The following is an 18,860-nucleotide window of genomic DNA, read 5'->3' on the forward strand; positions in this document are numbered from 1 at the left end:
CCGCCTGCCTTCAGCGTCTGCGCGAAAGGCTCAAGTCTCTGCCCAACGAAAAACGACCCGGACGTGCATGCGACCGGGTCGTCAAATCCCGCCCCAAACGGTACACCGTTCGCTATCTAAGAAAAGACCTTAACTGAACGGCATTACCCATCGCGGGCGCTTTTTCTTTTGCATGAAGTTTTTGACAAATTCAGGCAAACTTTACCGGTTGCGCCCGGAATAATTTTGACGCCCGTGGACGCGAGCGTCTGCGGATCGCCCGCTGGAATTGCATCCATCGGAAAAATTAACTGCGTGGCACGATTTCTGCTCGATCGTGCAAATCCAGATTTCAGAGCCGACATGCCAAGCACGCCTTCCTTTCATCGCCGGTTTCTGATCGCTGCGGCGCTCGCTTTGCCCGCATTCGCGTTCATCGCCGGCTGCAAGTCCACCCCGGCGGCATCGGCGAATGCGAGCGGCGGCAGCGAGATCGCCACCGACGACGCGGCGCTTGCCGCGCGAGTGAAGGCCGCGCTCGTCGCCGATCCGGGACTGAAGGCGTTGCCGATGAGCGTCGCGACCTATCGCGGCGTCGTGCAGTTGTCGGGATATGTGGATTCGGAGGTACAGATTCAGAAAGCGCTCGCCGTGGCGCGTGGCGTGCCGGGCGTGCAATCCGTGAGCAACGAATTGCATCTCAGGCCGCAATGACGCGCGCGCACAAGAATTGACGAACGAATGACGCAGGACGAAAACCGCAGCGGGTGACGCGCCAGACGCCGGAAAGAGGCGCCGTTCCCGCCCACGAACCGCCCGATCCCACGCGGAGACGGCGCACTACAGTCCACTTTGATACGTTGGTCCGCCATGCCACACGCACTGATTGTCGAAGACGATCCCAATAGCCTCTCCGGCCTGTCCGCGATTCTCACGGCAGACGGCTTCTCCGTCGATACCGCGACGACGCTCGCCGAAGCGCGCTCCGCGCTCACTCGCTTCATTCCGGATGTCGTGCTGATCGACTTGAATCTTCCGGACGGCTCCGGCCTCGACTTGCTGCCGAGCCTGCCCTCGCAACCGCCCGATGGCGCATTGCCCGTGATCGTGATGACGGGTAACGCGACGGTCGAAAGCGCGATCGAAGGCCTGCGGCACGGCATCTGGGACTATTTGCTGAAACCGGTGAACATTCCGCGTCTGCGCAGCCTGCTCGCGCGCATTCCGAGGCCGTACGAGCTCACCGAGGAAGTGCAGGCACTGCGCTCGACGCTGCGCGAGCTGGGCCATTTCGGCGACATGATCGGCCGCAGCGCCGCGATGCAGCACGTCTACGATCTGATCGAGCACACCGCGCCGACCGAAGCCGCCGTGCTGATCTGCGGCGAGCCGGGCACGGGCAAGAAGATCGCGGCGCGGACGATTCATCAGTTGAGCCGCCGGCGCAAAGGCCCGTTCGTCACCTTCGACTGCTCCGCGAGCCGCAACAACGACGGCTCGCAGCGCTCGATGGAAAGCATTCTCTTCGGCCACGAGCGCAACGCGTTCGCGGGCGCGGAGAATCGCGAGCCGGGCCTGCTCGAACAGGCGGGCGGCGGCACGCTGTTCCTCGACCAGATCGATTCGCTGCCCGCCGCGCAGCAGGAAGCGCTTTTGCGCGCGCTCGATTCGCAGACCTTCATGCGGGTCGGCGGCAGCAATCGCATCATGACGGACTTCCGGCTGATCGCCGCGTCCCGCCTGCCGATGCGCGAGGCGGTCGCGAGCGGCGCATTGCGCGAGGATCTGTCGCAGCGCCTGGCGGCGTCGTCGATCATGCTGCCGCCGCTGCGCGAGCGCGACGACGACATCGCGCTGATCGCGGAAACGCTCGTCGATGAGCTGAATCGCGAGAATCACATCGCCGGGATTACGAGCGGGTCGCCGAAGCGCATCAGTCCGGCGTTCATCCGCGAGTGCATCACGAGCGAATGGCCCGGCAACGTGCGCGAAATGCGCGAGCGCGTGCGGCGCGCGTATCACGCGTCGGGCGAGACGATCGAGACACTGCGCGTCGATGAACCGGGCGGCCTCGGCGGACGCGGCCTGAACGGCAGCAGCGTGCAGGTGACGGTCGGCACCGCGCTTGCGGATGTCGAAGACATGCTGATTCGCGCGACGCTCGAAGCGGTCGGCGGCACGCGTCATCGCGCGGCGACGCTGCTCGGCATCAGCCCGAAAACGCTCTACAACAAGCTGCAGCGGATGAAGCTGGAATCGTCGTGATTCGAGGCGGCGCTCAACGCAAAACGCCACGGTGCAAGCCGTGGCGTTTTTGTTTTAGCCGAGCGTCTCTTTGATGAGCGCCCGCGCCGCCTGGTAGTCGGCGTGCGCCTGCAACTTGCTCCAGCGCAGCGGCTTGCCGCGCGGACGCATCTGCCTCAAGCGCTGCTCCGATGCCTTCGGCAGCGTATAGCGCAACTGCTCCAGCACCTTGCCCGCCTCGTCCGGCTGATTGCAGATCAGCACCATGTCGCAGCCCGCCGTCAGCGCGGCCGCCGCTGCTTCGGTGAGCGTGCCGCCGGCGCGCGCCGCTTCCATCGAAAGATCGTCGCTGAAGATCGCACCGTTGAAGCCGAGCTTGCCGCGCAGAATGTCCTGCAGCCAGATGCGCGAAAAGCCGGCGGGTTTGTCGTCGACCTGCGTGTAGATCACGTGCGCCGGGATCACCGACGACAGCGACATGCCGAGCCAGTCATACGGGCGCACGTCGGCGGCGAGGATTTCGTCGAGCGGACGATCGTCGGTCGGCAGCGCGACGTGCGAATCGGCTTCGGCGAAACCGTGACCCGGAAAGTGCTTGCCGCAGTTCGCCATGCCGGCGAGCGCGAGGCCGTGATTCAGGCTCTTCGCGAGCATCGTCACGACGCGCGGATCGCCATGCAGCGCGCGATCGCCGATCACTTTCGACTGCCCGTAATTCAGATCGAGCACCGGCGTGAAACTCATGTCGATGCCGCACGCGCGCAACTCCGCTGCGAGCACGTAGCCGAATGCGGTCGCGGTTTTCGTCGCGGCGAGCACGTCGCGGTCCCACAGCTCGCCGAGCTTGCCCGGCGCGGGCAGCACCGTGAAGCCGTCGGTGCGAAAGCGCTGCACGCGCCCGCCTTCGTGATCGACGGCGATCAGGATGTCGTCGCGCACCGAGCGGATCGAATCCGTCAGCGCGACGAGTTGCGCGCGGTCCTCGAAATGCCGCGCGAACAGAATGATGCCGCCCGTCATCGGATGCGTGAGGCGCTCGATATCCGCGTCGTTCAGCGTCGTGCCGGCGACGTCGAACATGACGGGGCCGGGAGTGCGTTTCATCGGATTCAATTGATTGATTGTGCGTTGGTTGGATTGAACTCAGCCCTGATCGGCCACTTCCGCGACGACGAACGACACCGCGTAATCGCGCTCGTCGCTGACCGTGACCTTCGCCGTGATGCCGCGTTGCGCGAGCCATTCCGCCAGCTCGCCGGATGCGGCGATCATCGGCTTGCCGCTCGGCTCGTTGAGCGTCTGCAGCGCGCGCCAGGTCATCGGCCAGCGCATGCCGAGGCCGATCGCCTTCGAAAATGCTTCCTTGGCCGAAAAGCGCGTCGCGAGGAACGCGAGTCCGCGCACTTCCGAACGCCCGTTGCGCGCGTGATAGATGCGCAGTTCGTCGGGGCCGAGCACCTTTTCGGCGAAGCGCCCTTTCGTGCGCTTCATCACCGCCGCGACGCGGCTCACCTGCACGACGTCCGTGCCGATTCCGTAGATGGCCATGACGTGCGCTCAGCGGGCGTGAATCGACGCGAGGCGCGACGCGACCATGATCGCCTTCATCTCGCGCACGGCGTTGTCCCAGCCCGCGAAAATCGCGTGCGCGACGATCGCGTGCCCGATGTTCAACTCGACGATGCCCGGCAGCGCGGCGATCGCCTGCACGTTCGTGTAGTGCAGTCCGTGACCCGCGTTCACCTTGAGCCCGAGCGAGTTGCCGAGATCGACGCTCGCCGCGACGCGCTCGAACTCGCGTTGCTGTTCGGCTTCCTCGTGCGCTTCGGCATAGCGGCCCGTGTGCAGTTCGATCACGGGCGCGCCGGCTTCCTGCGCGGCGCGAATCTGCGCCTCGTCCGGATCGATGAAAAGCGACACGCGCACGCCCACGTCGGCGAGCTGTCTGCACGCGGCCTTCACTTCCTCGAACCGGCCCGCGACATCGAGGCCGCCTTCGGTCGTCACTTCCTGGCGCTTTTCCGGCACGAGGCAGGCGTCGTGCGGCTTGATCTCGCACGCAATGTCGAGCATCTCGCGCGTCACCGCGCACTCCAGATTCATGCGCGTTTTCAGCAGCGGACGCAGCGTGCGCACATCGGCATCGACGATATGGCGGCGATCTTCGCGCAAGTGCAGCGTGATGACGTCGGCGCCCGCTTCCTCGGCGGCGAGCGCCGCGCGGATCGGATCGGGATACGGCGTGCCGCGCGCATTGCGCAACGTGGCGACGTGATCGATGTTCACGCCCAGATCGATCACGCTCGCAGGCGATGAGAGAAAGAAGCTCATAGTTTTTGCAGGTCGATCAATATCTGACGGGTGGCGAGCGGCGTGCCGCCCAGGTAGTGGTTCAGCAGGAAGCGCATCAGCGTTTTGCCCTGCGCGGCGGTCTGCGGGCTGGTGTAGTCGTCGCGCTCCATGTCGATGAGCGTCTGCCCCGATATCACCGGCCATGCCGCCGGCAGATCGTCGGACGCTTCGCGCACGCCGCGATCGGGATCGAATACATAGCGGCCTTCGGCCACGACCGGCTGGCGCGTGACGGTGCGCGTGAGGTTCATCGCGTAGCCGGTTTCGCGCAGGAGCACGCGCTCGAACGAACGCAATACCTGCACGGCGGGTTCGTCGTGCGCGAGGCGCGAGAGCGTCAGCACGTAATGATTGAAGAGCGCCGGATGCGCGTCCTCGCGCGCGCAGAATTTGACGAGCAGCTCGTTCACGTAGAAGCCGCAGAGCAGCGCGTCGCCGGTCAAGGGCAGCATGCCGCCGACCCATTCGGCGGTGGTCAGCGTGCGGACTTCGCCCTTGCCGGACCACGACAGCCCGAGCGGCTGGAACGTCTGCAGCACGCCGCGCAACGCGGAATGCGGACGCTTCGCGCCTTTCGCGACGAGCGCGACACGGCCGAAGTCGCGCGAGAACACGTCGATGACGAGACTCGTCTCGCGATACGGATAGCTGTGCAGCACGAAGCCCGGCTGCTCGGCGATACGGAAGTCGGAACGCGGCTTTCTCGGCGCTTCCTGCGCGGGGGATGGCGACGCCGCACGGCGCCGCTTCGGCACGGCACGCGCGGCCGGGCGCTCGTCCGCGTCGAAATCGTCGTCGGGACGATCATCGGCGGGCGGAATCATCCGGGCGTCGTTCGAGCCGTCGTCCATGCATCACTCGTAGCCGTATGCGCGCAGGCCCGCTTCGTTGTCCGCCCAGCCGCTCTTCACCTTGACGAAGGTTTCGAGATAAACGGGGCCGTCGAAAAGCTTCTCCATGTCGAGCCGCGCTTCGGTGCTGATCTGTTTCAGCTTCGCGCCCTTCTGGCCGATGATCATCGCCTTGTGGCCGTCGCGGTCGACGAGGATCGTCGCGAAGACGCGGCGCAGGTGCCCTTCCGTCTCGAACTTCTCGATGAGCACCGTGCTCGTGTACGGCAACTCGTCGCCGGTCCAGCGGAAAACCTTCTCGCGCAGGATTTCGGCTGCGAGGAAGCGCTCGCTTCGATCGGTCAGGTCGTCCTCGCCGTAGATCGGCTCGCCTTCCGGCAGATAAGGCTTCACGACCGCCATCAGCCGCGTGATGTCGTCGGGATTCTTCGCCGACAGCGGCACAATCTCGCGGAAGTCGCGCAGCGCCGACATCTGCTGCATGAAGGGAAAGAGCGAATCCTTGTCGCCGACGCGATCGAGCTTGTTGGCGATCAGGAGCGTCGGCGTGCCGGCCGGGATCAGGTCGAGCACTTTCTGGTCGTCGGGACCGAAGCGGCCCGCTTCGATCACGAAGAGGATCGCGTCGACGGAAGTCAGCGTCGAAGTCACCGCGCGGTTCAGCGAGCGGTTGAGCGCGCCGCTGTGGCGCGTCTGAAAACCAGGGGTATCGACGAAGATGTACTGCGCGTCCTCGAACGTATTGATACCCGTGATGCGGTGGCGCGTGGTCTGCGCCTTGCGCGAGGTGATGCTCACCTTCTGACCGACGAGCGCGTTCATCAGCGTCGATTTGCCGACGTTGGGACGGCCGACGATCGCGACCATGCCGCAGCGGAAACCGGAAGAAGTAGGAGCGTTCATAGATGTGTGCGGCAAGAAATCGTTGGGGCGCGTGTGCGCGATGGGCGCGGCGGCGCGTCAGTGACCGGCGTCGGCGGCGCGCACGACGCGGCTCGCCGCAGCATCCGGGCTTTCGCTTTCGCGCGCGTTGCTGTGGTCGTCGCGGTCGTCGGAATGCGCGGGCTGTTCGGCGGCCGGCGCAGGCTCGCTCTTCGCTGTTTTTTCGGGCTTGTGGATCACGGCGCGTTCGGATTTGTCGGCGGCGGCATAGGCGCCTGCCGACGGCTCGACGTGCGTCGCGCGGATCACGGCGAGCGGCGCGGCCTGTTGCACAGCCTGCGGACCTTGATGGCGCTCGCGCCGGTCGGGCGAACGCAGATCCAGCGCCGTCTGAATGCCGATGACGCCAGGCACCACTTCCGGTTCGACCTGCTTCGCGGCGCGCGCGCCTTTACGCTTCGGCTTCACGGCGAGCGTTGGCGCGGCGGCCGCCACTTCGTCGAGCGCTTTCTTGGCGGCGGCCTGTTCGGCGGCGCGGCGGCTCGCACCGGAACCCGACACCTTCACGTCGAGCTTCGGCACCGTGCATTCGACTTCGAACTGCTGATTGTGCGCGGCGCCATGCGTGGCGATGACGGTATAAGTAGGCAGCGCGATCTTGTGACCCTGCAGATACTCCTGCAGCAGCGTTTTGGCGTCCTTGCCGATGGTGCGCGGATCGATGTGATCGAGCACCGGCGTATAGAGCCGCTTGATGACCGTCGCCGCGACGTCGAAACCGCCGTCGAGGAAAATGGCGCCGAAAATGGCTTCGAGGGTGTCCGCGAGAATCGACGGGCGGCGAAAACCGCCGCTGCGCAGTTCGCCTTCACCGAGCCGCAAGCCTTCAGACACGTTGAGCGCCTGCGCAATCTCGTAAAGCGACTGCTGTTTGACCAGATTCGCGCGCACGCGGGACAGGTCGCCTTCGTCGAGTTTGCCGAATCGTTGGAACAAAAGCGCAGCCACCACGCAATTTAGAACGGAATCGCCGAGAAATTCGAGCCGTTCATTGTGCGTGGCGCTGTGACTGCGGTGGGTCATCGCCTGGCGCAGCAATTCCGCATTGCGAAATTCATACCGCAGCCGGCTTTCCAACGGAGAAGATGGCATGGAGAGAGTATAACGCGGGCGCGCAAGCGGACGATTCCGCCGGACGGCGCCGGAAAACGCGTGGCGAGACGGTGTTAGCCGTGCTTCTTCACGCCGTTTCGAAGCTTGTTTTAATCGTGACGAACGCCGGTCATCTTCATGAGACGAGCCGGCGTTGCGTGTGTATTACTGGAATGCGCCGATGCGCTTCAGATTGCTGAAGTTCATCCAGATGAAGAACGCGCGCCCGACGATGTTGCTGTCCGGCACGAAGCCCCAGTAACGGCTGTCCGCGCTGTTGTCGCGGTTATCGCCCATCATGAAGTAGTTGCCCGGCGGCACCTTGCACGTGACGCCCTGCGCGTTGTAGTTGCAGTTGTCGCGGAACGGGAAGTCGTCCGCGCCGACGACGAACGGCGGCACCTGCGGATTGTTCAGGATGCGGTTCTTGCGGCCGTCGAGGTCTTCTTCGAACTGCTTCGCGTAGCCGATGCGCTCGTCGTCGAAATAGTCCGGCAGCGGCGTCTCGGGCACCGGCTTGCCGTTGATCGTGAGCTTCTTGTCTTCGTACGCGACCGTATCGCCCGGCAGACCGATCACGCGCTTGATGTAGTCGACCGACTCGTCCTTCGGATAGCGGAACACCACGACATCGCCGCGCTTGAGCGGGCTGCCGTTCGTCAGCTTGGTGTTGGTGATCGGCATGCGCAGACCGTACTCGTACTTGTTCACGAGGATGAAGTCACCGACGAGCAAGGTCGGAACCATCGAGCCCGACGGAATCTTGAACGGCTCGATGATGAACGAGCGCACCACGAACACCGCGAGAATCACCGGAAAGAAGCTCGCCGTGTATTCGAGCCACCACGGCTGGCGCAGCTTGTCGTCGCGCAGGCGGGCGCGCGTCTGCGCGGCATTTTCATCGGCGAAACGCTCGCCGACGCGTTCCTGCTGGCGATCGAACTCGGTCACCGCGGCTTCGGCGGCGCGCCGCCGTTGCGGCAGGAAAACCAGTTTGTCGAGCACCCATGCAATACCCGTCAACACGACGAGAATCAAAAGAATCAATGCGAAATTCATCAATCGCTTCCGGTTGTTATCGTTGTTTGCCTTGCGGCGCCAGCGTCATTCGTCGACGCGCAGGATCGCCAGGAAAGCCTCTTGCGGGATTTCGACCGAGCCGACCTGCTTCATGCGCTTCTTGCCGGCCTTCTGCTTTTCGAGCAGCTTCTTCTTGCGCGTGATGTCGCCGCCGTAGCACTTCGCGAGCACGTTCTTGCGCAGCGCCTTGATGTTTTCGCGCGCGATGATGTTCGAGCCGATGGTCGCCTGAATCGCCACGTCGTACATCTGACGCGGAATCAGCTCGCGCATCTTCGACGCCACTTCGCGGCCGCGATGCTGGCTCTGCGTACGGTGCACGATGACGGAGAGCGCATCGACCTTGTCGCCGTTGATGAGCATGTCGACCTTGACGACGTCGGCGGCGCGATATTCCTTGAACTCGTAATCCATCGACGCATAGCCGCGCGACGTCGACTTCAGGCGGTCGAAGAAGTCGAGCACGATTTCCGCCATCGGGATTTCGTAGGTGAGCTGCACCTGGCGGCCGTGATATTGCATGTTGATCTGCGAGCCGCGCTTCGCCGTGCACAGCGTGATGACCGAGCCGACATATTCCTGCGGCATGTACAGGTTCACGGTGACGATCGGCTCGCGCACTTCCTCGATCTTCGGCGGCTCCGGCATCTTCGCCGGGTTCTCGACGGAAATGGTCGTGCCGTCACGCTGCACGACTTCGTAAATCACGGTCGGCGCCGTGGTGATGAGGTCCATGTCGAACTCGCGCTCGAGCCGCTCCTGCACGATTTCCATGTGCAGCAGACCGAGAAAGCCGCAGCGGAAACCGAAGCCGAGCGCCTGCGACACTTCCGGCTCGTATTGCAGCGAGGCGTCGTTGAGCTTCAGCTTTTCGAGCGATTCGCGCAGCGCGTCGTACTGGTTCGCCTCGACCGGATAGAGACCGGCGAAAACCTGCGGCTTCACTTCCTTGAAGCCCGGCAGCGGCGATTCGGCGGCACGGTTCGAAAGCGTGACGGTGTCGCCCACTTTCGCGGCCGTCAGTTCCTTGATGCCCGCGATCACGAAGCCCACCTGCCCCGCCGACAGTTGCGCGAGGTTGGTCGATTTCGGCGCGAACACGCCGACGTGCTCGACCGGGTATTGCGCGCCGGTCGCCATCATCTTGATCTTGTCTTTCGGCTTCAGCGTGCCGTTGACGATACGCACCAGCATCACGACGCCGACGTAGTTGTCGAACCACGAATCGATGATGAGCGCCTGCAGCGGCGCGTCCACATCGCCCTTCGGCGGCGGCACTTTCGCGATCAGCGATTCGAGCACGTCCTCGACGCCCAGACCGGTCTTGGCGCTGCAATGCACGGCGTCGGTCGCGTCGATGCCGATCACGTCTTCGATTTCGGCGATCGCGTTCTCGGGATTCGCCGCCGGCAGGTCGATCTTGTTCAGCACCGGCACGACTTCGACGCCCAGTTCGATCGCGGTGTAGCAGTTCGCGACCGTCTGCGCCTCGACGCCCTGACTCGCATCGACGACGAGCAGCGCGCCCTCGCACGCGGACAGCGAGCGGCTGACTTCGTAGGAGAAGTCGACGTGCCCCGGCGTGTCGATCAGGTTCAGGTTGTAGAGACGGCCGTCGCGCGCCTTATAGGTGAGCGCGGCGGTTTGCGCCTTGATCGTGATGCCGCGCTCGCGTTCGAGGTCCATCGAATCGAGCACCTGCGCTTCCATCTCACGGTCGGACAAGCCGCCGCACAACTGGATGATGCGGTCAGCGAGCGTCGACTTGCCGTGGTCGATGTGCGCGATGATCGAAAAGTTACGAATATGATCCATTCAGTGCCGCAAGCCCGAAAAAAGCGAAAAAGGCGCGCCCTCACCAACGCGGAGCACGCCTTGAAAATTTGGGGAAAACTTCTGCATTTTAGCCGAAAACGGCTGTGCCCCGGCGGATTTCGCCTTTGCGGGTTCACCGCCCGCGCGCGCCGAGCGCCGCGTACACGGCGCGACGATCGAGCCGGTACTGGCACAACTCGACGCCGTCGAGCGTGAGCACGGGCACGCGCTCGTCGTAGCGCGCCTCCAGCAGCGGATCTTCGTCGATGTCGATCCATGCGACGCCCAGGCCGTGTTGCGCCGCGATCGGCTCCAGCTCGGCCCGCATGTCCTCGCACAAATGACACCAGGCGCGCCCGTACAGGACAAACCGCGCGCCCGAAGCCGAAATCATGCGCTTATTTCTGCGCCGGCACGCGCGGACGCAGCGGCACGAACTGCGTGTTGTCGCCGCGACGCACGAGAATCGCGACCATCTTGCTGGCGTCGAGACCTTGCGCGACTTCCTGGAACTGCTTTGCGCTCGTGATGTCCGTATCGCCGATGCGCATGATGATGTCGCCCTTCTGGAAGCCCGCGCGCGCCGCCGGCCCTTCGACCGCATCGATCTGAACGCCGCCCGACAACTTCAGCGCTTTCTTCTGGTCGGCCGGAATGTCGCTCACCGCCATCCCGAGGGAATTGCTCGCGCGCTCCTTCGGTTGCGGCGATTTCTTCTGCTCGGTCTTCGCGACCTTGTCCGGCTGCATCTCGGCCACGACGACCGACAGATCGCGCGTCTGGCCCTTGCGCCAGATCGTCAGCGTGGTCTTCGTGCCGGGCTTCGTGTCGCCGACCATGCGCGGCAAATCCGTTGCGGTCTCGACGTTCTGGCCGTTGAACTTCAGGATGATGTCGCCCGGCTGCACGCCCGCCTTGTCGGCCGGACCGCCCGACTCGACGCTCGACACGAGCGCGCCCTGCGTTTTCGGCAGCCCGAGCGAATCCGCGACATCTTTCGTCACTTCGCCGATCGCCACCGCGATGCGGCCGCGCACGACCTTGCCCGACGTCTTGAGCTGGTCCGCCACGCGCATCGCTTCGTCGATCGGAATAGCGAACGAGATGCCCATGAAACCGCCCGTGCGGCTGTAAATCTGCGAATTGATACCGATCACCTCGCCCGCCATGTTGATGAGCGGACCGCCCGAATTGCCCGGATTCACGGCGACGTCGGTCTGGATGAACGGCAGGTAATCGCCCGTGTCGCGGCCCTTCGCGCTGACGATGCCCGCGGTCACCGTGTTGTCGAGGCCGAAGGGCGAACCGATCGCGAGCACCCATTCGCCGACGCGCACCTTGTTCGAATCGCCGATGGTGATCGCGGGCAGATTAGTCGCGCTGATCTTCACGACGGCCACGTCCGTACGCTCGTCCACGCCGACGAGACGCGCCTTGAATTCGCGTTTGTCGGTGAGCGTGACGTAGATGGTGTCCGCGTCGTCGACGACGTGCGCGTTGGTCATCACGTAGCCGTCGGTCGACAGAATGAAACCCGAGCCGACACCGCTGCTTTGCTCCGAGTTGTCCTGGCTGTCGTCCGGCGAGCTGCGGCTGCCGCCCTTGCCCTGATCGCCCTTGTCGCCCTGGCTTCCGCCGCCATTGTTGCCGCCGCCGCGCGGAGGCTGGCCGGGCATCGGAATGCCGAAGAAGCGGCGAAAGAATTCGGACATGTCGCCGTCGTCGAGACCCGGCGGCAGGCCGCGTAGATCGCTGCTCGTACCCACGCGCGAGGTCGTGCGGATGTTCACGACCGAAGGCCCCACCTTGTCGACGAGCGTCGTGAAGTCCGGCAGGTTCACCGTGGGCACCGCCGACGCAGATTGCGATACGAACGGCAGGCACACGGCGAGCGCCGCGGCCGCGATGAACTTGCGCAGCGAGAAGTTGCTCATATGTTGGAGGCCGGGATCTGGATTACTTGGAAGGCTTGTATTCTATGGTAGAAGCAAATTGCTGCAATGTGGCTTGCGGCACTTCACCCAGCAAGGTGATCCAGAAATCCCCGCGACGCTTCACCAGAACATGCGTGGCGCCGCTATTTCCCGCGCCTTCCTTGCGCGTATTTTTCTCCACCGGTTCGACGAAAACGGAGATTGTCGCGAGGCCGTCGGAGAACACGGCCTGATCGACCGGAATCGGCGGCTGTCCCTGCTGGCTCGACGCCATCGGACGGCGAAGTTCGCGAATCTTGCGAAAGCCGGCGATATTCGGCGTCAGTTGCCAGCCTTGCGCTTCCATGTCGACGGACTGCACGGGCGGCCGCACGACGGTCCAGCCCGACGTGCCGCGGATGCCGTTCGCGATCGGCGCCTTGTCGATCGGCCCGCCGATGCGCACTTGAGAAAACGAAAGCTGTTCGAGCACCTGACCGTCCGGACCGAGCGTCTGCGCGCGCAGCAGCAGGCCGGTTTTCGTGTCCGCCCACAGCTTGTAGGCGAATCGATAGGAATCTTTCGGATCGAGTTCCAGCACTTGGCTATCGACGCCGGCGACGCGGTCGCTGCCGAGCAGCTTCGGCTCGTAGACGGCGAGCACCTGGTCGCCACTGGTGGAAAGCAGCGCGGGGAAAGAATCGCGGTTCTGCCGATGCTCCACGACGAGGAGATGCCGCTCGGGCACGAACGTGAACATGTCGTCGTCGTGACGCAGCATCTTGCGCGGCGCGCCATCGAGACTTTCGAGCGATTCGTATTCGCCGTCACCGCGCGTGGCGATATGCGTGATGCGCGACGACTGAACGGTCGCGCCACGCTGATAGACGAACGTGCCTTCGTAATTTTGCTGCTGTGCCGCTTCATGAATGCGGTTGAGCAGGCTGGCGGCGGTCTTGCGCGCAGCGGCGGGATCGTCTCCCTGGGCATAAGAGCCCGTTGCCGCTGTCAACAACGCGGCTGCGCAGAGCATCAACGCCGGCAGCCGCCCCCAGTAACTTTTTTTATTCAACCGCACATTCAGCATCAAATTATTGGCCTTGCGACGTAGCCGCTGCGCGAATCAAAGGCATGGAACCGGGCATCGCGGGCTGCTGGGAGAACTGCTGATGCGCTTCGAGGTATTGATCGAGATCGGCGTCGCGGATGATGTTCGCTTCCACGATCGGCGAGCGTGTGGTTGCCGCCGGCACCGACGCGAGCGCGACGCGCTGCATCGAATCCGCCGGCGCGATGCTCGCCACCTGCGTCCCGCCGTGTCCGCCGACGCCTTGCAATTGCGGCACGACGATCCATGTCAGCGTGGCGGCCGCCGCGGCGACTGCAAACGCCGGCATCACGCGACGGCGCAGCATGCCGCCACGCGCTTTCGCCGCTGCGGCCGGCAGCGCCGCGGGCGCCAGCACATGCGCTTCGGCCGCGAAGCGCTCGGAGAACGCGGCCATGAACGCATTGCTGCGCGCCGGGCTGACCGCGAGATCGTCGGAGCGCAGGGCGTCGCCGATTAGATGATAGGTCGACCACGCCGCGCGTTCTTCGCTCTTCGGATCCGCGAGAAACTGGCTGACGCCACCCATTTCTTCGAGCGATTCACCGTCGACGAACGCCGACACGCGCTCGCTGCGCGAACCCGCCTGTGTTTGATTCTGCATCGAGACCGACCCCATGATGCTCCCCATCTTTTGACCACACCCCGTTGTGACACCACCAACCCAGATATCGCGTCCCTGCCCCGAGGATTTTCGCCGCCTACCAGCGTTTGCCTTCGGGAGTGTCCAACAACGGACGCAATTTTGCCGCAATGGCTTCGCGAGCACGAAAAATTCTCGACCTGACGGTGCCGATCGGGCAGTCCATCATTTCGGCGATTTCCTCGTAACTCAGACCTTCAATTTCCCTGAGCGTGATGGCAGTGCGCAATTCCTCCGGCAACAGCGCCATCGCAGCGTTGACCGTTTCGGCAATCTGCTTGCTCATCAACATCGACTCGGGCGTGTTGATATCCCTTAGTTGGTCCGCGTCGGAGAAAGTTTCCGCTTCTTCTGCATCGGCCTCGGTAGAAGTGGGAGCACGGCGGCCCTGTGTCGCAAGGTAGTTCTTTGCCGTGTTGACGGCAATCCGGTAGAGCCAGGTATAAAACGCCGATTCGCCGCGAAATTGCGGCAGCGCACGGTAGGCCTTGATGAAGGCGTCTTGGGCGACGTCCTCGACCTCGGCGGGGTCGCGCACGAGGCGCGAGATCAGTCGAATGATCTTGCGGTGGTATTTGGCGACCAGCAGTTCGAACGCGGCCTTGTCACCCTTCTGGACACGCTCGACCAGCAATTGGTCGATTTCTTTTTCGCTCACCTGTGAAATCCGTTTAACTTGGGGTGTTGCGCGGAGGGCTATTGTAGCGTTACCGCCTGTAAGGCAACCGGTACGCTCATGCGCCGTTACAGTCGTTACAGGTGGGAACGAGCGGCGCGGCGCGCCTGCACTGAGAGTTGCCGAAAGGTGCCGGCATCGACGGAATCCGCCGCGACGACGAGCGTTTCGCGCCGCTCGCGCGCATCGCGAAGCGTCAGCACGAGGAGCCGTCCGCTCCATTGCGCGCACCCCGCGATACGCGTATGCCGCATCGCCCCGGTACGGCTCCAGATGGCGAGGCCGTCCGGCAAAAGGCCGATGGCCGAAGGTTGCGCCCGCAGCCATCGATACGACGCGAGCGCAAGCGCCGCCAACGTCGCCGTGCACGCCACGGACGCCTGCCCGGCATTTTCCGTGTGCGCAAGGACGCACTGAAACACCGAAGCGCCCGCGACGCCCGCGAATCCGAGCATCGCGCCCCGCAAGAAGCGCGAAGGCCGCAGCGCGACGCCTGCGTCACACTGCGGCCGTTCCACATGCGCGCTCGCCATAACGATCCCCGCGATGACGAGCGCGCCGTGCTCAGTGGCGCTTGAAGACGAGCGAGCCGTTCGTGCCGCCAAAGCCGAACGAATTCTTCACCGCCACGTCGATCTTCATTTCCCGCGCCGTGTTCGCGCAGTAGTCCAGGTCGCACTTCGGATCCTGGTTGAAGATGTTGATGGTCGGCGGCGAGACCTGATTGTGGATTGCCAGCACGGTGAACACCGACTCTAGGCCGCCCGCGCCGCCCAGCAGGTGGCCGGTCATCGACTTTGTGGAGTTCACGACGACCTTCTTCGCATGATCGCCGAGCGCGCGCGTGATGCCGATGGTTTCCGCAATGTCGCCGAGCGGCGTCGAGGTGCCGTGCGCATTGACGTAGTTCACTTCGTCCGCGTTGATGCGCGCGTTCTTCATCGCGTTGACCATGGCGCGGCGGCCGCCGTCGCCGTCTTCCGGCGGTGCGGTCATGTGATATGCGTCGCCGCTCATGCCGTAGCCGAGCAATTCGGCGTAGATCTTCGCGCCGCGCTTCTTCGCGTGTTCGTACTCTTCGAGCACCATCACGCCGGCGCCTTCGCCGAGCACGAAGCCGTCACGGTCGGTGTCCCACGGACGGCTCGCCGTCGCGGGATCGTCGTTGCGCTGCGAGAGCGCTCGCGCCGCAGCGAAACCGCCGATGCCGAGCGGGGAAACCGTGGCTTCCGCGCCGCCGGCGATCATGACATCCGCGTCGCCGTATTCGATCAGACGCGATGCCTCGCCGATGCAGTGCAGGCCGGTGGTGCAGGCCGTGACCATCGACAGATTCGGGCCCTTCAGACCGAAACGGATCGACAGATGGCCGGAGATCATGTTGATGATCGACGCAGGCACGAAGAACGGCGAAATGCGGCGCGGGCCGCGATTGAGCAGTTCGGTCTGCGTGACTTCGATCATCGGCAGACCGCCGATGCCCGAGCCGACCACGACGCCCACGCGCTCCGAATTTTCATCGGTGATCTCGAGGCCGCTGTCCTGCATGGCCTGGACACCCGCGGCGAAGCCGTAATGGATGAACGTATCCATATGGCGCGCCTCTTTGGCGGGCATGTAGTCTTCGATATTGAAGCCCTTCACCTCGCCCGCGAAACGCGTGGAAAAGTTCGTCGCATCGAACTTCGTGATATTGGCGATGCCCGACTTGCCCGCGACCAGATTGGCCCAGCCGTCGGCAACAGTATTGCCGACAGGCGAAACGAGCCCCAGGCCTGTAACAACAACTCGACGACGGCTCACGGTAACCCCTTATCCATAGAATGACGAAAAACAAAAGCCACAGCGGCCACAGGAAACCGCCCTGTGTGCCCTGTGGCTGTCAAATCGGTTTGCAGCGACGATGCATCAAGCTGGTTGAGCGATGAGTCGCTGGCGCGTCCGGCCTTAGGCCTTGACGTTCGCGCGAGCGTAATCGATCGCTTGCTGAACCGTGGTGATCTTTTCGGCCTCTTCATCGGGAATTTCCATGCCGAATTCGTCTTCCAGCGCCATCACGAGTTCGACCGTATCGAGCGAGTCAGCGCCCAGATCGTTCACGAACGAAGCTTCGTTCTTGATTTCGGCTTCCGCCACGCCCAGTTGTTCGGCGACGATCTTCTTCACGCGCTGTTCGATGTTGTCCATGCAGCCCTCCGAGGGAAAAAAGTTCAAAAATACGAGTGCGCGCATTTTATCAGGTTTGGACCCGCAAAATACGGCGCGTCAGTTCCATGCTCCGTCGTCCGGAGACCTTCATCAAGAGGTCTGCCGCCGGCGTTGCATCAATTTGTCACTGCCGCGCTGGAGCGGTGCACACGAAGCTCTTTTGAGCATTTCGCGCGCCCGTCCCGGCGCGGATATTAAGCGAAATTCCGCGAAATGCCTATTCAGGCCTTACATATACATGCCGCCGTTCACGTGCAGCGTCGTGCCGGTGATGTAGCCGGCAAACGGCGATGCCAGGAACGCCACAGCATGCGCGATATCTTCCGGCGCGCCCAGTCGGCCAAGTGGTATCTGCGCGGTGAGCGCGGTGCGCTGATCTTCCGGTAAAACCTTGGTCATGTCCGTGTCGATGAAACCCGGCGCGATGCAGTTCACGGTGATGCCGCGGCTGCCGATTTCACGCGCCAGCGCGCGCGTCATGCCCGCGACGCCGGCCTTCGCGGCGGCGTAATTGGCCTGACCCGGATTGCCCGAAGAACCGACCACCGACGTGATGTTGATGATGCGGCCGCCGCGCGCCTTCATCATCGGGCGCAGCACCGCGCGCGACAGACGGAAGACCGCGCGCAGGTTGGTGTCGATGACGGCGTCGAATTCGTCGTCCTTCATGCGCATCGCGAGTTGGTCCTTCGTGATGCCCGCGTTGTTGACGAGCACGTTCAGCGTGCCGAATTCCTTCACGATGCCGTCGATGAACGCGTCGGCCGCAGCCGCGTCGTTCACGTTCAGCACCGCGCCGCGGCCCTTGCCGCCCGCCTGCTGCAACGCTTCGCCGATGCCGGCCGCGCCGCTCTCGCTCGTCGCCGTGCCGATGACCGTCGCGCCCTGCTTCGCGAGTTCGAGCGCGATCGCGCGTCCGATGCCGCGCGACGCGCCCGTGACGATTGCTACTTGATTCTGGAGACTCATGTCGTTGTTCCTCAACCCGCGATCAGTTTGCGCGTTTCCTCGAGCGACGCCGGATCGAAGATCGAGCCGCCGACGAGATTGCCGTCGATACGCTTCGTCAGACCCGCGAGCACCTTGCCGGGACCGCATTCGATGACGTGCGTCACACCGTCTTTCGCCATGGCCTGCACGCATTCGACCCAGCGCACCGGACCGGCCGCCTGACGCACGAGCGCGTCCTTGATCGCGGCGGGATCGGACACGACGGCGACATCGACGTTATTGATCAGCGGAATCTGCGGCGTTCTGACTTCGATCTTCGCGAGATAGTCGCGCAACTGGTCCGACGCGGGCTTCAGCAAGGACGAATGGAACGGCGCGGAAACCGGCAGCGGCAGCGCGCGCTTCGCGCCCTTCGCCTTGGCCACTTCGCACGCCTTCTCGACAGCGGCCTTCGAACCGGCGATGACCACCTGCGCGGGCGCATTGAAGTTCACCGCTTCGACGACGCCCGCCGCCGACGCCTCGGCGCAAACGGCGCGCACGGTGTCGTCATCGAGGCCGAGGATCGCGGCCATGCCGCCTTCGCCCACCGGCACGGCGCTCTGCATCGCCTGCGCGCGGAAGCGCACGAGCGGCACGGCGTCCGCGAACGCGAGCGCGCCGGCCGCGACGAGCGCGGTGTATTCGCCGAGACTGTGGCCCGCGACGAGCGCCGGCTTCAGACCCGTTTCCTTTTCCCATACGCGGTAGATCGCGTAGGCGGCCGTCAGCATGACAGGCTGTGTGTTCGTCGTCAGGTTCAGTTCTTCGGCGGGGCCTTCGGCGATCAGCTTGCCGAGATCCTGGCCGAGCGCGTCGGACGCCTGCTGCACGGTCTCGCGCACGATGGCGTGTTCGGCGAATGCGTTGAGCATGCCGACCGACTGCGAGGCTTGTCCGGGGAAAACGAAAGCAAATTTCATATCGTCCTCGTTGATTGGAATGATCCGCGATGCCTTCACGGACC

The 18,860-nt window shown here is 63.9% G+C and carries 20 protein-coding genes and 1 pseudogene; 3 read left to right on the forward strand and 18 right to left on the reverse strand.

Annotated elements, in window-relative coordinates; genetic code table 11:
- From NOV72_RS32895 to NOV72_RS28115, 3 genes and pseudogenes are all read left to right on the forward strand, one after another.
- Positions 1-137, forward strand: a pseudogene (locus tag NOV72_RS32895) (IS4 family transposase); the annotation flags it as partial.
- A 205-nt stretch (positions 138-342) separates the two neighbouring features.
- Positions 343-693, forward strand: coding sequence for a BON domain-containing protein (locus NOV72_RS28110; RefSeq protein WP_106857806.1), 351 nt, complete (start codon positions 343-345; stop codon positions 691-693).
- Positions 694-849: 156 nt separating this feature from the next.
- Positions 850-2,244: a sigma-54-dependent transcriptional regulator gene (locus NOV72_RS28115; RefSeq protein ID WP_106857807.1), complete on the forward strand. Its 1,395-nt coding sequence runs from the start codon at positions 850-852 to the stop codon at positions 2,242-2,244.
- Between the two features lie 54 nt (positions 2,245-2,298).
- Here the strand turns inward: NOV72_RS28115 and nagZ are convergent, their stop codons facing one another.
- The 18 genes from nagZ to fabD form a co-directional block, all read right to left on the reverse strand.
- A complete protein-coding gene (nagZ, locus tag NOV72_RS28120) occupies positions 2,299-3,327 on the reverse strand; it encodes a beta-N-acetylhexosaminidase (RefSeq protein ID WP_106857808.1) in 1,029 nt (342 codons plus the stop codon).
- Between the two features lie 39 nt (positions 3,328-3,366).
- Positions 3,367-3,771 carry a holo-ACP synthase gene (acpS, locus tag NOV72_RS28125; protein ID WP_106857809.1) on the reverse strand — a complete coding sequence of 135 codons (405 nt, stop codon included), beginning with the start codon at positions 3,769-3,771 and terminating at the stop codon, positions 3,367-3,369.
- Between the two features lie 9 nt (positions 3,772-3,780).
- Positions 3,781-4,554 (reverse strand): pyridoxine 5'-phosphate synthase, encoded by a 774-nt coding sequence (pdxJ, locus tag NOV72_RS28130; RefSeq protein ID WP_106857810.1) that lies wholly within the window; start codon positions 4,552-4,554, stop codon positions 3,781-3,783.
- Positions 4,551-5,426 (reverse strand): DNA repair protein RecO, encoded by an 876-nt coding sequence (recO, locus tag NOV72_RS28135; protein WP_106857811.1) that lies wholly within the window; start codon positions 5,424-5,426, stop codon positions 4,551-4,553. The genes pdxJ and recO overlap by 4 nt, the downstream gene beginning before the upstream one ends.
- A 3-nt stretch (positions 5,427-5,429) precedes the next feature.
- Complete coding sequence (gene era, locus NOV72_RS28140) at positions 5,430-6,329, reverse strand: GTPase Era (RefSeq protein ID WP_106857812.1); 900 nt, start codon at positions 6,327-6,329, stop codon at positions 5,430-5,432.
- A gap of 57 nt (positions 6,330-6,386) precedes the next feature.
- The gene (gene rnc, locus NOV72_RS28145; RefSeq protein WP_106857813.1) at positions 6,387-7,460 is read right to left on the reverse strand and encodes a ribonuclease III; all 1,074 of its coding nucleotides are present in this window, start codon (positions 7,458-7,460) and stop codon (positions 6,387-6,389) included.
- A gap of 165 nt (positions 7,461-7,625) precedes the next feature.
- Complete coding sequence (gene lepB / locus NOV72_RS28150; RefSeq protein WP_106857814.1) at positions 7,626-8,519, reverse strand: signal peptidase I; 894 nt, start codon at positions 8,517-8,519, stop codon at positions 7,626-7,628.
- A gap of 45 nt (positions 8,520-8,564) precedes the next feature.
- On the reverse strand, positions 8,565-10,355 hold the full coding sequence (gene lepA / locus NOV72_RS28155; protein ID WP_106857815.1) for a translation elongation factor 4: 1,791 nt from the start codon (positions 10,353-10,355) through the stop codon (positions 8,565-8,567).
- A gap of 133 nt (positions 10,356-10,488) precedes the next feature.
- Positions 10,489-10,749 carry a glutaredoxin family protein gene (locus NOV72_RS28160; protein ID WP_106857816.1) on the reverse strand — a complete coding sequence of 87 codons (261 nt, stop codon included), beginning with the start codon at positions 10,747-10,749 and terminating at the stop codon, positions 10,489-10,491.
- A 4-nt stretch (positions 10,750-10,753) separates the two neighbouring features.
- On the reverse strand, positions 10,754-12,289 hold the full coding sequence (locus NOV72_RS28165; protein ID WP_106857817.1) for a DegQ family serine endoprotease: 1,536 nt from the start codon (positions 12,287-12,289) through the stop codon (positions 10,754-10,756).
- A gap of 22 nt (positions 12,290-12,311) precedes the next feature.
- A complete protein-coding gene (locus NOV72_RS28170; RefSeq protein ID WP_106857868.1) occupies positions 12,312-13,355 on the reverse strand; it encodes a MucB/RseB C-terminal domain-containing protein in 1,044 nt (347 codons plus the stop codon).
- Positions 13,356-13,359: 4 nt separating this feature from the next.
- Entirely contained in the window at positions 13,360-13,995 is a 636-nt protein-coding gene (locus NOV72_RS28175; RefSeq protein WP_106857818.1) for a sigma-E factor negative regulatory protein, read from the reverse strand.
- A gap of 82 nt (positions 13,996-14,077) precedes the next feature.
- The gene (gene rpoE, locus NOV72_RS28180; RefSeq protein ID WP_035501673.1) at positions 14,078-14,677 is read right to left on the reverse strand and encodes an RNA polymerase sigma factor RpoE; all 600 of its coding nucleotides are present in this window, start codon (positions 14,675-14,677) and stop codon (positions 14,078-14,080) included.
- A gap of 95 nt (positions 14,678-14,772) precedes the next feature.
- Positions 14,773-15,213 (reverse strand): protein YgfX, encoded by a 441-nt coding sequence (locus NOV72_RS28185; RefSeq protein WP_245933188.1) that lies wholly within the window; start codon positions 15,211-15,213, stop codon positions 14,773-14,775.
- Positions 15,214-15,259: 46 nt separating this feature from the next.
- Positions 15,260-16,498 carry a beta-ketoacyl-ACP synthase II gene (gene fabF / locus NOV72_RS28190; protein ID WP_106857820.1) on the reverse strand — a complete coding sequence of 413 codons (1,239 nt, stop codon included), beginning with the start codon at positions 16,496-16,498 and terminating at the stop codon, positions 15,260-15,262.
- 144 nt (positions 16,499-16,642) lie between these two features.
- Positions 16,643-16,882 carry an acyl carrier protein gene (gene acpP, locus NOV72_RS28195; protein WP_004197638.1) on the reverse strand — a complete coding sequence of 80 codons (240 nt, stop codon included), beginning with the start codon at positions 16,880-16,882 and terminating at the stop codon, positions 16,643-16,645.
- A gap of 249 nt (positions 16,883-17,131) precedes the next feature.
- The gene (gene fabG / locus NOV72_RS28200) at positions 17,132-17,872 is read right to left on the reverse strand and encodes a 3-oxoacyl-ACP reductase FabG (protein ID WP_106857821.1); all 741 of its coding nucleotides are present in this window, start codon (positions 17,870-17,872) and stop codon (positions 17,132-17,134) included.
- An 11-nt stretch (positions 17,873-17,883) separates the two neighbouring features.
- On the reverse strand, positions 17,884-18,816 hold the full coding sequence (fabD, locus tag NOV72_RS28205; RefSeq protein ID WP_106857869.1) for an ACP S-malonyltransferase: 933 nt from the start codon (positions 18,814-18,816) through the stop codon (positions 17,884-17,886).
- Positions 18,817-18,860 lie beyond the last annotated feature (44 nt).

The sequence above is a fragment of the Caballeronia novacaledonica genome, assembly GCF_900258035.1.
GTDB classification, from domain to species: domain Bacteria; phylum Pseudomonadota; class Gammaproteobacteria; order Burkholderiales; family Burkholderiaceae; genus Caballeronia; species Caballeronia novacaledonica.

Coding starts and splice junctions, on each gene's coding strand:
- NOV72_RS28110 (WP_106857806.1), top strand. CDS start 343: ATGCCAAGCACGCCTTCCTTTCATCGCCGGTTTCTGATCGCTGCGGCG.
- NOV72_RS28115 (WP_106857807.1), top strand. CDS start 850: ATGCCACACGCACTGATTGTCGAAGACGATCCCAATAGCCTCTCCGGC.
- nagZ (WP_106857808.1), bottom strand. CDS start 3,327: ATGAAACGCACTCCCGGCCCCGTCATGTTCGACGTCGCCGGCACGACG.
- acpS (WP_106857809.1), bottom strand. CDS start 3,771: ATGGCCATCTACGGAATCGGCACGGACGTCGTGCAGGTGAGCCGCGTC.
- pdxJ (WP_106857810.1), bottom strand. CDS start 4,554: ATGAGCTTCTTTCTCTCATCGCCTGCGAGCGTGATCGATCTGGGCGTG.
- recO (WP_106857811.1), bottom strand. CDS start 5,426: ATGGACGACGGCTCGAACGACGCCCGGATGATTCCGCCCGCCGATGAT.
- era (WP_106857812.1), bottom strand. CDS start 6,329: ATGAACGCTCCTACTTCTTCCGGTTTCCGCTGCGGCATGGTCGCGATC.
- rnc (WP_106857813.1), bottom strand. CDS start 7,460: ATGCCATCTTCTCCGTTGGAAAGCCGGCTGCGGTATGAATTTCGCAAT.
- lepB (WP_106857814.1), bottom strand. CDS start 8,519: ATGAATTTCGCATTGATTCTTTTGATTCTCGTCGTGTTGACGGGTATT.
- lepA (WP_106857815.1), bottom strand. CDS start 10,355: ATGGATCATATTCGTAACTTTTCGATCATCGCGCACATCGACCACGGC.
- NOV72_RS28160 (WP_106857816.1), bottom strand. CDS start 10,749: ATGATTTCGGCTTCGGGCGCGCGGTTTGTCCTGTACGGGCGCGCCTGG.
- NOV72_RS28165 (WP_106857817.1), bottom strand. CDS start 12,289: ATGAGCAACTTCTCGCTGCGCAAGTTCATCGCGGCCGCGGCGCTCGCC.
- NOV72_RS28170 (WP_106857868.1), bottom strand. CDS start 13,355: ATGCTGAATGTGCGGTTGAATAAAAAAAGTTACTGGGGGCGGCTGCCG.
- NOV72_RS28175 (WP_106857818.1), bottom strand. CDS start 13,995: ATGGGGTCGGTCTCGATGCAGAATCAAACACAGGCGGGTTCGCGCAGC.
- acpP (WP_004197638.1), bottom strand. CDS start 16,882: ATGGACAACATCGAACAGCGCGTGAAGAAGATCGTCGCCGAACAACTG.
- fabG (WP_106857821.1), bottom strand. CDS start 17,872: ATGAGTCTCCAGAATCAAGTAGCAATCGTCACGGGCGCGTCGCGCGGC.
- fabD (WP_106857869.1), bottom strand. CDS start 18,816: ATGAAATTTGCTTTCGTTTTCCCCGGACAAGCCTCGCAGTCGGTCGGC.